We start from the raw sequence: 13,539 nt of genomic DNA on the forward strand, positions 1-13,539 counted from the left end.
AATCGTCTCGGCGTTGTCAGGGCTGCTTCCCGCCCTCGCTCCCATCCCGGAGTTCAGGCTGCCCTCAACTTCACCTGGCTGCTGCGACAGCCAGGCGGTGGTGGTCTCTCACCTCCACTCGGTTCAACAGCGCCTCGTGGCGCACAATGTCGGTCAACCAGAGCCGGTTCACGCCATCGGCTGTGAACTTGTGCCGGGTCCGACCGTCCTCGTCGACCACGGCACACAGGTCGTCGTGGACGGGTGGACCGGGCTTCTTTCCATTCTTACCCCGGCCCTTGCCGAAGGCTGAGAACCAGGAGTTGGTCGAACACAACCGCCACGCGGTGCGCACTGCCATGGGATGGCCGGCCGACTCTGCTTCATCGGCGAGGTATCGGTATCCGAACTCGGGATCGTCGCAGTGGGCGTCGAACAGGGCGTTGGCCCGGTACGCTTCGACGATATCGGCTTCAGGGACCGGTGTGGCCAACCACCGGTAGTAGGGCTGGCGCGAGAGCTTCAAGACCCGGCACGACACCGCCACGGGAATACCGTCGACGGCGAGCTCTCTCACGAGCGGGTAGAGCTGTAATGGCCTCTGGCGGGCCTGCGGCCGGCTGGGATGCTGAGCCGTAGCTCGGCCGAGTGACTCCGGGTAGAACCGACTCGTGAACAGTTCGCGATGTCTTCAAAAGGACGTGTCCTCGTCCGAGCCTCGGCTCGGTCTCTCCGCGCAGATGCCTTGATCAGAAGCCTGTCCGTCCCCAGGGGCGTGACTCATTACAGATGTGACTCTGAGCGACCCGGGCCAGCCCACTGATGTGCTGACGACTGGAGGAACTCACCATGGCCACCGTTACTGAACGCTACGAGCACGTCGTAGGGATCGATACCCACGCGCGTACCCACACGTATTGCATCATCGACTCTCGAACGGGATCGACGGTCGATACGCGAGCGTTCCCGACTACTGCCCCCGGGATGCAGCGTGCGGTCTCCTGGATTCGACGAAGGACTCGCGGAACGGCGGTGCTCGCTGCCGTGGAGGGTACTTCCTCGTACGGTGCCGGCATCACCACCGCCCTTCTGACCGAGGGGATCGAGGTCGCCGAGATCCGAGCTCTCTACCGCCGTTCCCGAGCACGAACAGGCAAGTCAGACCCCCTGGATGCAGAAGCAGCCGCTCGAACGGCGCTCTGCACCGACGTTGAGAAGCTCGCTCATCCACGCCGCTCTGGTGACCGCGCGGCGCTCCGCGTGCTGCTGGCGAGCCGGTCACTGACCGATCAGCAGCGCACGGCCAACAAGAACGCGCTCACGGCACTGCTGCGCACCACCGACGTCGGAGTCGATGCGCGCAAACCGCTCACCGACGCGCAGATCTCCACCATCGCGGCCTGGCGGACCGGGCGAGATGAGCCATCACATCGAATCTTCCGTGAGGAGGCACGAAGGCTGGCCAAGGCGATCATCGAGCAGACCCGGTCACTCCAGCAGAACCACCAGGCGCTGTCGGCGCTGACCGAGGCTCTCGCCCCGGGCCTCCAGGGCATCCCGGGGGTCGGCGCGGTCACAGGAGCGATCTTGGTGGCGTCGTACTCACACCACGGACGGGTGCGCTCGGAAGCGGCTTTCGCCGCGCTCGGGGGCATTGCCCCGTTGCCGGCTTCCTCGGGCAACACCAGTCGCCACCGGCTCTCCCGCTCGGGCGACCGGCAACTCAACCGGGCCGTCGACGTCGTCGTTCGCTCGCGGATGAGCTACGACCCTGCCACCTGCAAGTATGTTGAACGCCGGCGCGCGGAAGGGCTATCCAAGCGCGAGATCCGAAGGTGCCTCAAGCGATACGTCTGCCGTTCTCTCTTTCGGGAGCTTCGGACCCGGATGGCTTGACACGGAGGCATAGAAGCGTCCTTTTGACGGCAGATTCGCCTGCGACAGATACGCAGCCGCGCGGCGCAGGACTTCGTTCTCTTGCTCCAATAGGCGAGTCCGCCGCCGCAGCTCCCGCAGTTCAGCGGATTCGTCGGTGGTATTGCCGAGCTTGTTACCAGCATCGATCTCGGCCTGGCGGAGCCATTTCGCGATGGTGCCTTCGTGGACGCCGAAGTCCTTGGCGATCTGTCCGATCGTGGTCTTCTCGTCGCGGTTCAAGGCCACGCGGACGACGTCATCGCGGAACTCTTTCGGGTAGGGCTGGGGCATGGTGTCTATCCTTCCAGGCTTGCCTGTGTACAAGCCAGATCAGATGTCACCAAACCCTGCATCAGTCCCTACCGCGGTACACGGAAGCCGTCGCCGGAGCGGCTCCTGGCACGGCTCTTGCTACAGCGGCATTGTTCCGACGTCTGGCGGGGCGCCGAATAGAGAATCAATCGCGGCCCTCGCCAACTACCGTCTCGGGGCGATCCTTCCGCCTGTTCAGGGGTTCGCGTCAAGCCAGTCGCACGTTGGTGACTGGACTAGTCAAGGCAGGGCGGGTTGAACACCACGAGCCTGAAGCGCGGATGCACGACGACGGTAGCCGACAGTCCAGTGCCTCGGGAAGCCGTCACGCAAGCCTGTCACTGGGGAGCCTGTCACTCGCAGGGTGTGGTTGGCCTCCTCCAGCGGTGATTCGATGGGTTCATTCCCAGTTGTTCCACTGTCCCGTCTGCCAGTCACCAGATCTGCCGCAAGGCAAGTGCGGATTTGTGCTGCCTACACCAATGAAGAGAAACCGATAATGAACACCACCACGATTGAAACGCCACCGTCGAAAGGCCGCGTCGGACGGCGCTCATTTCTGCTGGGCTCGGCGGGAGCAGCTGCCGCCGGGGCGATGATGCCCTTCAACGCCGCGCCCAGTTTCGCCGATGCCAGCGTCTCCAGCGCCCTACCCAGTGGTGGCGGTGTCATTGGCCCCAAGGATCCGCGTTACTTGGACCTCAGGACGGGAAACAATGTGCGCTTCGTAGCGAAGCCTGACTACGTGCACATGATCAACAGTGCCAAGGACGCCAAGAAGGCGGTGCAGTCAGCGGTCGATGCCGGGAAGAAGGTATCCGTTCGCAGTGGAGGGCACTGCTTCGCCGATTTCGTCTGCAACTCTGACATCGAAGTCATTCTCGACGTGTCGACGATGGTCGGGGTGTCTTACGACGAGAAGAAGCGGGCCTTCGCGGTCGAACCGGGTGCGCGCCTCTCGAACGTGTACGAGCAGTTGTTCAAACGCTGGGGCGTGACGATCCCCGGTGGCATCTGCTACAGCGTCGGTGCTGGCGGGCACATCGTCGGCGGCGGATATGGCCTCCTGTCGCGGGCGCACGGCCTGGTCGTCGACCACCTGTATGCGGTGGAAGTCGTCACCGTCGACGCGGACGGGAAGGCGTCCATCCAGGTCGCCACCCGCGGCTCCCGCGGGGCGCTCGGCGATCTGTGGTGGGCGCACACCGGTGGAGGCGGTGGCAACTTCGGCGTCGTCACGAAGTACTGGTTCCGTTCCCCGCACGCGAAGGGCTCCGAGCCGGCCGGCCAGCTGATCGAGGCACCCTCTCGTGTGCTTGTCAATGCGCTCGCGTTCCCGTGGGACCAGGTCGACGAGACTAAGTTCCGCAAGCTCATGGACAACTGGGGTGCCTGGCACGAGGAGTTCAAGGACCCCGGCACCCCGGAATCGCACCTGTCGAGCCTATTCAACCTCAACCACAAGGCCCATGGCAGCCTGGGCATGTTCACCCAGATCGACGCCGACGCGCCCGATGCGACCGGCGTCCTCGAGCGGTTCATCGCCCGCATCACCGACGGCGTGGACATCGAGACTTCGGCGATGACCAAGCCTAACGGGGAGCTGCCGGCCCTGCCTGACTTCCACCAGACCCGGGAGATCTCCTGGATGCAGGCAACTCGCATGGTGGGCACGGACAACCCGACGATCACCAACCCCACCAGCCGGGGCGCGCACAAGTCCGCGTACTTCAAGAAGCGGTTCACCGACGCCCAGCTCGACGTGATGTGGGAGCAGATGACCCGGGAGGACTTCACCAACCCGGACACCATGATGGTGGTCTTCTCCTTCGGCGGCGCGGTCAACGCGGTGAAGAAGGATGCGACGGCGAACGTGCAGCGCGACTCGATCTTCAAGATCTGCCTGCAGACGTTCTGGCCGGACAAAGCAGATGATGACTTCTATCTCGGCTGGGCGCGCGAGACCTTCGAGGCCATGTTCGCCTCCTCCGGTGGCGTCCCGGTGCCCGACGGGCAAGTCGATGGCTGCTACATCAACTACCCGGACACCGACATGGCCGACCCGAAGCGCAACCGCTCTGGCGTGGCCTGGTCCGAGCTCTATTACCAGGGCAACTATCCCCGCCTGCAGCGGGCGAAGAAGTCCTGGGATCCGACGAACTTCTTCACCCACAGCCTCGGCGTGGAACTTCCCGCCTAAGAAGGGTGCCTGACATGACCACTCCTGTCCCCGCGACGACGACGCGACCACCGAAGCTGCCGTCCCTGACCGGGCTGCGATTCTTCGCCGCCCTGCTGGTGTTCGGATTCCACATCACCCTCTCCTCCTCACCGATCCCGCCGAACGACCCGATCAACCTGTTCGCCGACCCCGAGGTCGCGCGCGTGGCCGAGCAGATCTTCCTGGTCACCGGGTACGTGGGAGTGTCGTTCTTCTTCGTCCTCTCCGGGTTCCTCCTGGCGTGGGCGGCGAAGCCCGATGAGAAGCTCACCGCGTTCTGGCGTCGCCGGGTGATGAAGATCTTCCCGAACCACATCGTCATGTGGGTGCTGTCGATGGTGCTGTTCGCCGCCGCGATCACCCCGGCACACGCCTCGGTGCTTAACTTCTTCCTCCTCCACGCCTACTCCCCGGACGGGGCCGTTAACGTGGCCGTCAACCCGCCGTCGTGGACGCTGAGCAGCGAGCTGCTGTTCTACATGCTCTTCCCGTTCTTCATCGTCCTCATCCGCAAGCTCCCGGGTAACCGCCTGTGGGCGTGGGCGGGGCTCATGGTCGTGGGCATGATCGCCATCCAGATCATCAACCTCACCCTCATCCCCGACACCCCGAAGTCGGCGTTGACCCCGGTGTCCTCGTTCCAGTTCTGGTTCGGCTACATCTTCCCGCCCTCGCGCCTGTTCGAGTTCCTGTTGGGATCGATCGTCGCCCGCCTGGTCCTGGAGAAGCGGTGGCCCGCCTTCCGCATGTGGCACGCCCTGCTCCTGGCCGTCGCGGGATATGCGCTGGCAAACGTGGTGCCCTTCGTGTGGACCTTCAACGTCGCCACCATCATCCCGGTGACCGTGCTCATCGCTACCGCCGCCTCCTACGACGCGACCGGACGCAAGAGCTTCCTCCAGTCCAAGCCGATGCAATGGCTCGGCGACACCTCCTTCGGCTTCTACCTCGTCCAAGGCGTCTCGATCTTCTGGGTCCGCCAGATGATGGACAACGCCACCTTCTCCACCTCGGTCGCGCTGTTGTTCATCGCCGGGTTCCTCGCCCTGACCTTGCTGGCCGGCTGGGCGCTCTACGCGCTCGTGGAGAAACCGATGATGGACCGCTTCGCCCGGCCCCGCCGCAAGCCCGCCCTCCCGCGAGTCGCCGTCCAACCGACAGCGCCCACTGCTGCCCCCGCCGTCGCCGAACCGGCCGCGGTGGCCACCGCTGATTCCCGAGTCTGAAGAAGGAGACACATCATGGACCTCAACCTCACCGGCAACGTCGTCATCGTCACCGGAGGCACCAGCGGCATCGGCCTGGCCACCACCGAACTGCTCACCCGGGAGGGCGCGCACGTGGTCGTCCTCGCCCGCGGCACCACCGACGTGGCCCTGCCCAAGGGGGCGGAGCTGTTCAAGACCGATCTGACCGACCCCCACGCTGCCACTGAAGCTGTGGAAGCTGTCCGGGCACGCCATGGGCGTTTGGACGGGCTGGTCAACAATGCGGCCATCCTCATTTCCCAGCCTTCGTTCGCCGACATCGACGACGAGCAGTGGCACCGGATCTTCGAGCTGAACCTCCACGCCGGGATTCGACTCATCAGGGCCGCGCTACCGTTGCTGGCCGCAGCGGAGGGTGGCGGATCGATCGTGCACATCGCCAGCGAAGCCGCGCGGATGCCGGATCCCACGATCGCCGACTACGCGGCAGCGAAAGCGGCTCTGCTCTCGGTGTCGAAGTCCCTGGCCATCGACTACGGCGGGAGGGTGCGCTCGAACGTGATCTCACCCGGCCCCACCCGCACAGCTCTCTTCGATGCCCCGAGAGGGTTCGCTGAGCAGCTCGCGGAGAGGTTCGAGCTTCCCCCAGAGGAGGCCATCGAGCACTTCATCCAGAAGGAGCGGCGCCTGCCCACTGGACGCATCGGCGCACCCACGGACATCGCCGGGCCGGTGACCTATCTGCTCTCGGCGCGGGCAGCCCAGGTCACCGGAGCGGAGTGGTCGATCGACGGTGGAGCTCTGCGCCAGATATGACCACCCCCCTCACGCAGGATCGCCTACGCGCGACGATCAGCCCAACTCGGGTCACCGTGCCTGCCAGCAAAGACGGACCAGCGCTACCGGCGACCATGCACCGGCAGACCGAGAACGGGGCTGCCGGGTGGATCATCTGGGCCCACGGCGGGTCCTGGCACCAAGGGTCGGCCGCCGACTGGCAGCACGCCACCGGTCTGCTCGCGAGCCTGTCAGGCCGGAACGTGCTCTCACTCGACTACCGGCTCGCGCCGACGCATCGGCACCCCGCGGCCGTGCTCGACATGCTCACCGCCATCGGCTGGGTGCGCGAGACCAGCCCGGACAGTTCGATCATCGTCGGCGGCGACAGCGCCGGAGGCACCCTCGCCGCTGTCGCGGCGATCGCCGCCCGCGACCGGGGCGAGAGCCTGCAGGCGCAGATCCTGGCTTACCCGCCAATCGATCCCGAGTGCCGCGCCGTCTCCTACCATGCCGACCCCGGTTCATTCCCGCCGCCCGGGCTGCTAAGGACAGCCTGGCGGTCCTGGCACGGTACGCCGCAGGCTTCGGCGGTGGCCTCCGACGGGACTCGACTCCTGCTCTCCCCGCGCGAGGCCGACTCGCTTGCTGAGGTGGCCCCGGCCGTGCTCGTCGTCGGTGACCACGACCCCGTCCGTGACGACGTCGCCGCCTACGCCGAGCAGCTTCGCGCCGACGGAGTGCCCGTCGACCATCGTGTCCTGCCCGGGATCGGGCACGGCGACGTCCTCCGCCCGGCCAGCGCCGTCATCGGCGCACTCGCCGCGGCACTCACAGATTTCCCCCGAGAATACACACAGCGAAAGGAAGCATCATCATGACCACCGCGACCACGACCCCTGCACCGCTGGAGGCCCTCGTCCGCCACTTCGCCGATCTGCGCGACGGGGACCACTTCGGCGAGGTCACCCGCCAAGGCAAGGAGGCCGCGTTCCAGCGCGCCGTCGAACTCCTCGACACCCCAGCCCGGCAGGTGCTGGAGGAGTTCAACTCCTACCTCCTGCTCGACACCGGACAGATCGACTTCACTGGCCTGCACCGCGATGCCCATGGCGGGCTCCTGGCCTCCTGGCTGCTGAGCTGGCCGGAGCAGAAAGCCGCAGGCCTCGTCCCGATCAGCATCATCGCCATCTACGGCGCCGGATTCCACCACCCGCACCTACGCGGGGCGACCGTGGCCCAATGGCCCCTGAACGTCGCCACCGCCGATCACGCCTGGGAACTGGTTCCCGTGCTGCGATCGATCGCCGGCAGCGACATCGAGGATCTCGTGTTCCAGGTCGGCGGGAACTGGCGCATCGTGCCGGCCACCGCGCAGAACCGGACCGGGGAGCTGATCGCCTCATGACTGGCTCCACCACACCCGTGACGCTGTCGGTCCTCGACCAGTCACCCATCACCGACCATCTCGACCGCACCGAGGCGCTGCAGGAAAGCCTGCGCCTGGCCGAACGGGCCGAACGCGAGGGGTACCGGCGGATCTGGTACGCCGAGCACCACCACTCGATGTCCTTCGCCAGCCCAGCCCCGGAGACCATGACTGCCCTGGCCCTCGAACGCACCACGCGGATCCGGGTGGGCACCGGTGGGATCCTGCTCCCGCTGTACACGCCTCAGAAAGTCGCCGAGACGATGGGGCTGCTCCAGCGGGTCCATGGCGATCGTGTCGATATCGGTATCGGCCGCGCTGCGCTGCACACGAATGACTTCCCCCACAAGGTCGAGACCCTGCTGAGTCGACTCCCTGAGGGGATGCCGCAGACCGTCACAGAGCCCGAGCACCGGGTGTGGGTGCTCGGCGCCGGCGGAACCTCTGCTCCTCTCGCTGCGAGCCTGGGGGCCGGGTACGTGCAGGGGCACTTCCTCAGCCCGTCATCCACGCCTCGAGGCATGCGCGCCTACTGGGACGAGGTCGGGAAGAAGCCGGGGTTCGCCGTTATCGCGGTGCGTGCCGTGACAGCGGATACCGCCGAGAAGGCGCAGCGACTGGCGGCAGCGGCCGCCCTGTGGCGAGCTCGCAAGGACCTCAACTACGACAGCCCGATCCCGAGTCTCGAACACGCAGAACGCGACAAGGAATGGAGCGATGAAGAACGGGCGCGCGCAGTCACCCGGGAAAACGGCTTCATCCACGGCACCCCGGAGCATGTGCGCGACCAGCTCCTCGCGCTTGCCGAGCAGCATCGGGCCAGCGAGATCATGGTCAACACATTGACTAGCGATCCGGCAGACCGTGACGCCTCGTACACCCTGTTGGCGGACGCGTTCGACCAAGCGGCAGTGGGCGTGGCATAGACACGGCCCACCGAACGCGAAACTGCCCCGGAGTCCAAATCAGACTTCGGGGCAGTTCTGTCGTGTCCGCTGGGCAACGCTCGGCGATCACACGATGCCGCAGCGAGCGCGCAGGGAGAGGCAGGACTCAGGCGGAGTTGAGGAGCAGCTGAAGAGCGGAGCGGGCGCTGCTGCCCGGCGTTGCAGAGTGGGTGAGAATGCGCTGCCCGTCGCCCTCAGGCAGGTGCAGCACCTCGTAGTCGACGTCGAGGTCGCCGACCTCAGGGTGGTGCAGCCGCTTAGTGCCGCTGGTGCACAGCTGGACCGTGTGCTGGACCCACAGGCGCGCGAAGTCTTCACTACCGACGTTGAGTTCGCCGACGAGCTCGTGCAGACGCCGATCGTCGGGGAACTGGGCGGCGACATACCGCAGCGAGGCGACCGCGACGGTGGCCTCAGCCTCCCAGTCGCGGTAGAGCTCGCGGGTGTGCGGGTCGAGGAAAAGCATCCGCATCTGGTTGGGACGGTCGTCCTCGCGAGTGGGAGCTTCGAAGTCGAGGTGCCCGGCCAGGAGGAGATGCCCGGCACGGTTCCACGCGAGGATGTCGTTGCGACGACCCAGGAGGACAGCGGGCACCGATTCCATCGCGTGGAGGAGCTGACGGGCACCGGCGTTGGGCCGTTCGGGCCGGTCCACGGCAGGCCGTTTGACCATCCCCGGCCGGGCCAGGGCGAACAGGTGCGCGGTCTCATCGGCATCCAGGCGCAGAGCGCGAGCCAGAGACTCGATGACCGAGTCGGAGGCATTCTGAGACTGACCCTGCTCAAGTCGGGTGTAGTAGGTCACGGAGACACCGGCGAGCTGGGCGAGTTCCTCACGCCGCAGGCCCGCCACGCGGCGGCGCCCGTAGGAGGGGACGCCGACGTCTTCGGGGCTGAGCCGATCCCTGCGCGAGCGCAGGAATTCGCCGAGGTCGTCGGCGCGGGCCTCGTAGGCGGCTGTGGCGCGGGTCACTGTCGTGTGGTCCTCCATGCTTCCATTGTGCCGTGCCTGCGAGTTCCTAGCCTACCCCTGTGAGTGATAGGCAACTCAGGGATCTGGCTACGCCTTTGACCGGCTTCCAATATGGGAGCATGTCCACAAAAACCGAAGCACCAGAAGAAATAGACCGCGGTCAAACTCGGCTTACTGCCCTTCAGCGTTTGGCCCTCGCGGTGTTGTTGACGGCGAACTTCACCCTCGCGGTGGATTTCTCCATCCTGAATGTCGCGCTGCCGCACATCGGCCGCGAACTCGGGTTCCCCACCGAGAGCCTGCAATGGATCGTGACCTCCTTCGCATTGTGCGCGGCTGGTTTCACACTGCTCTTCGGCCGCGTCGCCGACCTGTTCGGGCGGAAGAAGCTCTTCCTCATCGGCATCGTGCTCCTCGGCGTCGCCTCCCTGGCCGGTGGCCTCGCCCAGGACCCGACCCTGCTCATCATCGCTCGCGTCGGCCAGGGCATCGCGACCGCGATGGTCACTCCTGCCGCACTGTCCCTGATGACCACGACCTTCCCCGAAGGACCGGCCCGTAGCCGCGTACTCGGCCTCAACGGCGCGCTCATGGCTGCAGGCTTCACCGCCGGGGCCGTGCTCGGCGGCCTGCTCACCGGCGCGGTGTCCTGGCGCTGGGCGTTCTTCATCAACGTCGTCGTCGCCGTCGCCGTGATCCTCGTTGCTCCGTTCGTGCTGCGCGAGAAGCCGACCGGTAACCGACCCAAGCTCGACGTGCCCGGCGCCATCACGGTCACCCTCGCCCTGGTCGCCCTGGTCTTCGGCATCGACACCGCCGGCCACGCCGACTGGTCCCACCCCGGCGCCTGGGGTCCGATCCTGGCCGCCGCGATCCTGTTCGTGGTCTTCTGGGCCATCGAGCGTAAGGTCGCGGAACCGCTGGTCGAGCTGTCGATGCTGCGTCGCGGAAACGTCGCGTGGGGCAACATCACCGGGCTCCTGGCCTTCGGCACGTTCACGTCTCTCGTGTTCCTACTCACGCTCTACCTGCAGGAAATCCTCGGCCTGGGCGCGATCAGCACCGGAGTGGTCCTGGGCGTGCTCGGCATCGGTACCGTGCTCGGCGGTCTCATCGCCCCCAAGATCATCGGCCGCACCAGCTCCAAGACGGCGATCATCATCGGTCTCGTCGTCCAGGGCGTGATGACGGTGCCACTGTTCTTCGCCACCGAGTCCAGCATCTGGGTGGTGCCGGTCGCAATCCTGTCCTTCATCGGCGGCGTCGCGAACCTGGTCGCCATCGTCGGCTACACCGTCACCTCGACGGCCGCGGTGCCCTCGCACCAGCAGGGCCTGGCCACCGGCCTGGTCACCATGAGCCAGCAGGTCGGCATCACGCTGGGCACCCCGGTGATGTCGGCAATCCTGGCCAGCCAGCTCGCCGCCGGCATGCTGCCTGGCCTGCAGCTGGCCATGGGCGTCAACGGCATCATCGCCCTGGCATCGGCCGTGCTCATCGCGATCGTGCTCCGGCTGCCCAAGCCCGCACGCGTCTGAGCCTCCAAGCACCACCGGACCGTCACCACGGGTCCATCCCATCTGCGCACGGCCTGCGGGCCACCGTGAGAAGCAGTGGCCCGCAGGCCGAGGAAGGAACGAACGAAGCCGGGGTGGGAGCCCTCCAACACGGAGAGCTCCCACCCCGGCTTCGTTGCGTCCGCTTGCGTACCGTGCTGGCCGGGTTGCTGACCTGGTCTCCCTGGGTATCACGCGATTCTGCGTGCACGAGGCGACGCCGTGGCCTCTGTCATGACAAAGGGTCGAGCGACACCAATGGGCGCGACGGTACAGCGTCGATGATCAGCCCACGGGGCCGAGTCGCCGCCGCCGCCAGCACACCACGATGTCGGTCTCCGCCGTACCACCGGAGCTCTTGCAAGTCGGTGAGAGGAGGGGCGTGCCGGACACAGCGAAGCGGTGCCGGACCCGCGGGCCCGGCACCGCCGAGAAGATGGTTGGCCAAGAGGTAGGTCAGGCCGGGATGAGTGCCGCCAGGTCGCGGAGGCGTTCCTCGGACACGCTGCCGGGGTCGGCGGAATGGGTCAGTAGTCGTTGCTCGCTGCCCTCGAGGGTGAGGATCTCAAAGCGGAGATCCAAGTCCCCGACTTCGGGGTGGTAAAGCTCGCGGATTCCGCGGGTCGGCGCTGCTGGTTGCGGGTCTGCCCAGTAGGCGGCGAACTCGTCACTAGCCACGACCAGATCTCCGACCAGTCTCATGAGCGCGAGATCGTCGGATCGGTGTGTGGCGAGCTGTTGAAGTTGGGTGACCGCTCGCTGCGCCTCGACCTTCCAATCGCGATACGTTTCTCGCAGTCGGGGATCGAGGAAGACCATCTTCACGCGATTTGGGCGTGTGTCGAGGTCTAGAGGCGATTCAAAGGGCAGGTGGGAGGCGATGAGGCGATGCCCGAGTCGATTCCACGCGAGGACGTCGTCGCGAGTGCCCAGCACGATCGCGGGAACATCGGCCATCGCGGTGAGCAGCTGCGCGGTGCCGATGCTGACATGCTCGGGCGGAGGCTCGCGGCGACGCGTGGCAGGAGGCGTCTCGGCGAGACGGAAGAGTTCGTCGCGCTCGTGAGCGTCGAGCATCAACGCGCGCCCGAGACCGTTGAGCGCGGCTACGGAAGCCTGGGTGGCCGTGCCCTGCTCAAACCGGGCTAGGTAGGCCACAGAGATGCCAGCGCGGTGAGCGACCTCTTCACGAAATAGGCCCGGGCCTTCGCGGGGCTGGGTGAGATCGAGACCGAGGTCCTCCGGGGTCAAGGATTGCCTGCGGGAGCGGAGGAATGCTCCCAAGGCGGCACGGCCAGGATGGCCGTTCGGGTGTGACGGCATAACAACAGGTCCCCTTTCGCGGGAAGCCGGACCGCGTGCGTCGCAGACCGGAGTTTTGAATAAGGAGATCGCCGCGCGCAGCCCCGGTGCAGCTCGGCAGCGATGCGGATATCATCTGCGACCGACGCGGGGCATGGACCCTTCGCCGGGCAGGCAGTTGCGGCGCGGTCACGATGTCAGCGCGTGATACTCGATGGCGAGCCAGACCACGTCGGTGTCTGCCCGATACTGGTGCCAGGGGTAGGCGAGCCGCCCGTCATCCCATCGGCCGAAGATGGACGGTTGGGTCTGGGCGGGCGCGAGGATCTGGTCCTCGAAGACGGAAGCATGCGAGTTGTAGGCGAACTTCTGCATCCGGCCGGTCCCCAGCAGCTGCGTATGGGTCTCGATGAACGCGTGATCCCGGTGGATCCCGCAGTCGGTCCCCGCGGGACTGAACCACAGATTCAGCTTCACCTCGTGAGGAAAGGGATCCTGCGGGGCGTGCGGGTCGGCGAGGATCTGCGCGGGCACGAGCTCGACCTGGCCGACGCTGTCCTGCGTCGACTTCAGCAGCACCGCCGTCCCCGGTTGCGCGTCGGCGCGGTCGGATCCGTAGAAGTCTTCCCACCCCTGGGCGCGGAACACGGACTCGGGCAGCGGCTGCCCGGGCAGGCTGATGAGCGCGAGGAGCCGGCCGGAGACCTGGGTGCCGGCGGCGAGCATCGTCGAGGCCAGCGGCGGGATATACCCGCCCAGTGGCATGTCGATGCGGGCAGGATCAGCATCGAGGTTGACCACCATGCTCGGGTTCTCGAGCGTGAACTCGTCGGCATCGGTGACAGTGTCCGCGGAGAGGGCATCGAAGGAGAAGGAGGCGCGGCGGGTGGTGGACATGGTGGGTCCTTTCGTGAGGTC

General features: G+C 66.3%; 13 protein-coding genes. 8 read left to right on the forward strand and 5 right to left on the reverse strand.

All coding sequences use genetic code 11. The features are described 5' to 3' along the window. Nucleotides 1–70: 70 nt before the first annotated feature. Nucleotides 71–505, reverse strand: coding sequence for a hypothetical protein (locus BLIN9172_RS18050; protein WP_180956940.1), 435 nt, complete (start codon nucleotides 503–505; stop codon nucleotides 71–73). Between the two features lie 323 nt (nucleotides 506–828). On the opposite strand from BLIN9172_RS18050, the gene BLIN9172_RS04695 reads away from it, so the two are divergent. Further along, a complete protein-coding gene (locus BLIN9172_RS04695; RefSeq protein ID WP_025388069.1) occupies nucleotides 829–1,875 on the forward strand; it encodes an IS110 family RNA-guided transposase in 1,047 nt (348 codons plus the stop codon). On the opposite strand, the gene BLIN9172_RS18280 is transcribed toward BLIN9172_RS04695, so the two are convergent. Beyond that, complete coding sequence (locus BLIN9172_RS18280) at nucleotides 1,792–2,187, reverse strand: transposase (protein WP_009885404.1); 396 nt, start codon at nucleotides 2,185–2,187, stop codon at nucleotides 1,792–1,794. The genes BLIN9172_RS04695 and BLIN9172_RS18280 overlap by 84 nt on opposite strands. A 391-nt stretch (nucleotides 2,188–2,578) precedes the next feature. Here BLIN9172_RS18280 and BLIN9172_RS04705 point away from each other — a divergent pair, with 391 nt between their 5' ends. The 6 genes from BLIN9172_RS04705 to BLIN9172_RS04730 are packed head-to-tail and all read left to right on the forward strand — an operon-like array spanning nucleotide 2,579 to nucleotide 8,769. After that, nucleotides 2,579–4,408, forward strand: a complete 1,830-nt coding sequence (locus BLIN9172_RS04705) for an FAD-binding oxidoreductase (protein ID WP_240812175.1) — start codon at nucleotides 2,579–2,581, stop codon at nucleotides 4,406–4,408. Nucleotides 4,409–4,422: 14 nt separating this feature from the next. Next, entirely contained in the window at nucleotides 4,423–5,655 is a 1,233-nt protein-coding gene (locus tag BLIN9172_RS04710; protein WP_009885402.1) for an acyltransferase family protein, read from the forward strand. 15 nt (nucleotides 5,656–5,670) lie between these two features. Continuing rightward, complete coding sequence (locus BLIN9172_RS04715; protein ID WP_009885401.1) at nucleotides 5,671–6,453, forward strand: SDR family NAD(P)-dependent oxidoreductase; 783 nt, start codon at nucleotides 5,671–5,673, stop codon at nucleotides 6,451–6,453. Beyond that, a complete protein-coding gene (locus tag BLIN9172_RS04720; protein WP_009885400.1) occupies nucleotides 6,450–7,295 on the forward strand; it encodes an alpha/beta hydrolase in 846 nt (281 codons plus the stop codon). Before BLIN9172_RS04715 ends, BLIN9172_RS04720 begins: the two co-directional genes overlap by 4 nt. Next, nucleotides 7,292–7,822 (forward strand): hypothetical protein, encoded by a 531-nt coding sequence (locus BLIN9172_RS04725; RefSeq protein WP_009885399.1) that lies wholly within the window; start codon nucleotides 7,292–7,294, stop codon nucleotides 7,820–7,822. The genes BLIN9172_RS04720 and BLIN9172_RS04725 overlap by 4 nt, the downstream gene beginning before the upstream one ends. Continuing rightward, nucleotides 7,819–8,769 (forward strand): MsnO8 family LLM class oxidoreductase, encoded by a 951-nt coding sequence (locus tag BLIN9172_RS04730; protein ID WP_009885398.1) that lies wholly within the window; start codon nucleotides 7,819–7,821, stop codon nucleotides 8,767–8,769. The genes BLIN9172_RS04725 and BLIN9172_RS04730 overlap by 4 nt, the downstream gene beginning before the upstream one ends. A 127-nt stretch (nucleotides 8,770–8,896) precedes the next feature. On the opposite strand, the gene BLIN9172_RS04735 is transcribed toward BLIN9172_RS04730, so the two are convergent. Continuing rightward, nucleotides 8,897–9,781, reverse strand: a complete 885-nt coding sequence (locus tag BLIN9172_RS04735; RefSeq protein ID WP_101554056.1) for a helix-turn-helix transcriptional regulator — start codon at nucleotides 9,779–9,781, stop codon at nucleotides 8,897–8,899. A gap of 101 nt (nucleotides 9,782–9,882) precedes the next feature. Between BLIN9172_RS04735 and BLIN9172_RS04740 the strand changes: the two genes are divergently transcribed. After that, on the forward strand, nucleotides 9,883–11,301 hold the full coding sequence (locus BLIN9172_RS04740; RefSeq protein WP_025388072.1) for an MFS transporter: 1,419 nt from the start codon (nucleotides 9,883–9,885) through the stop codon (nucleotides 11,299–11,301). Between the two features lie 474 nt (nucleotides 11,302–11,775). Here the strand turns inward: BLIN9172_RS04740 and BLIN9172_RS04745 are convergent, their stop codons facing one another. Both BLIN9172_RS04745 and BLIN9172_RS04750 read right to left on the reverse strand, forming a co-directional pair. Then, nucleotides 11,776–12,642, reverse strand: coding sequence for a helix-turn-helix transcriptional regulator (locus BLIN9172_RS04745; protein WP_101554057.1), 867 nt, complete (start codon nucleotides 12,640–12,642; stop codon nucleotides 11,776–11,778). 168 nt (nucleotides 12,643–12,810) lie between these two features. Beyond that, nucleotides 12,811–13,518 (reverse strand): hypothetical protein, encoded by a 708-nt coding sequence (locus BLIN9172_RS04750; protein WP_009885394.1) that lies wholly within the window; start codon nucleotides 13,516–13,518, stop codon nucleotides 12,811–12,813. Nucleotides 13,519–13,539 lie beyond the last annotated feature (21 nt).

The sequence above is a fragment of the Brevibacterium linens ATCC 9172 genome (assembly GCF_900169165.1).
Lineage (GTDB): Bacteria > Actinomycetota > Actinomycetes > Actinomycetales > Brevibacteriaceae > Brevibacterium > Brevibacterium linens.

What these genes read in the sequence shown, in the direction of transcription:
- BLIN9172_RS04750 (WP_009885394.1), bottom strand. Translation starts at nt 13,518, where the DNA reads ATGTCCACCACCCGCCGCGCCTCCTTCTCCTTCGATGCCCTCTCCGCG.
- BLIN9172_RS04725 (WP_009885399.1), top strand. Translation starts at nt 7,292, where the DNA reads ATGACCACCGCGACCACGACCCCTGCACCGCTGGAGGCCCTCGTCCGC.
- BLIN9172_RS04740 (WP_025388072.1), top strand. Translation starts at nt 9,883, where the DNA reads ATGTCCACAAAAACCGAAGCACCAGAAGAAATAGACCGCGGTCAAACT.
- BLIN9172_RS04730 (WP_009885398.1), top strand. Translation starts at nt 7,819, where the DNA reads ATGACTGGCTCCACCACACCCGTGACGCTGTCGGTCCTCGACCAGTCA.
- BLIN9172_RS04710 (WP_009885402.1), top strand. Translation starts at nt 4,423, where the DNA reads ATGACCACTCCTGTCCCCGCGACGACGACGCGACCACCGAAGCTGCCG.
- BLIN9172_RS04745 (WP_101554057.1), bottom strand. Translation starts at nt 12,642, where the DNA reads ATGCCGTCACACCCGAACGGCCATCCTGGCCGTGCCGCCTTGGGAGCA.
- BLIN9172_RS04720 (WP_009885400.1), top strand. Translation starts at nt 6,450, where the DNA reads ATGACCACCCCCCTCACGCAGGATCGCCTACGCGCGACGATCAGCCCA.
- BLIN9172_RS04715 (WP_009885401.1), top strand. Translation starts at nt 5,671, where the DNA reads ATGGACCTCAACCTCACCGGCAACGTCGTCATCGTCACCGGAGGCACC.
- BLIN9172_RS04695 (WP_025388069.1), top strand. Translation starts at nt 829, where the DNA reads ATGGCCACCGTTACTGAACGCTACGAGCACGTCGTAGGGATCGATACC.
- BLIN9172_RS04735 (WP_101554056.1), bottom strand. Translation starts at nt 9,781, where the DNA reads ATGGAGGACCACACGACAGTGACCCGCGCCACAGCCGCCTACGAGGCC.
- BLIN9172_RS18280 (WP_009885404.1), bottom strand. Translation starts at nt 2,187, where the DNA reads ATGCCCCAGCCCTACCCGAAAGAGTTCCGCGATGACGTCGTCCGCGTG.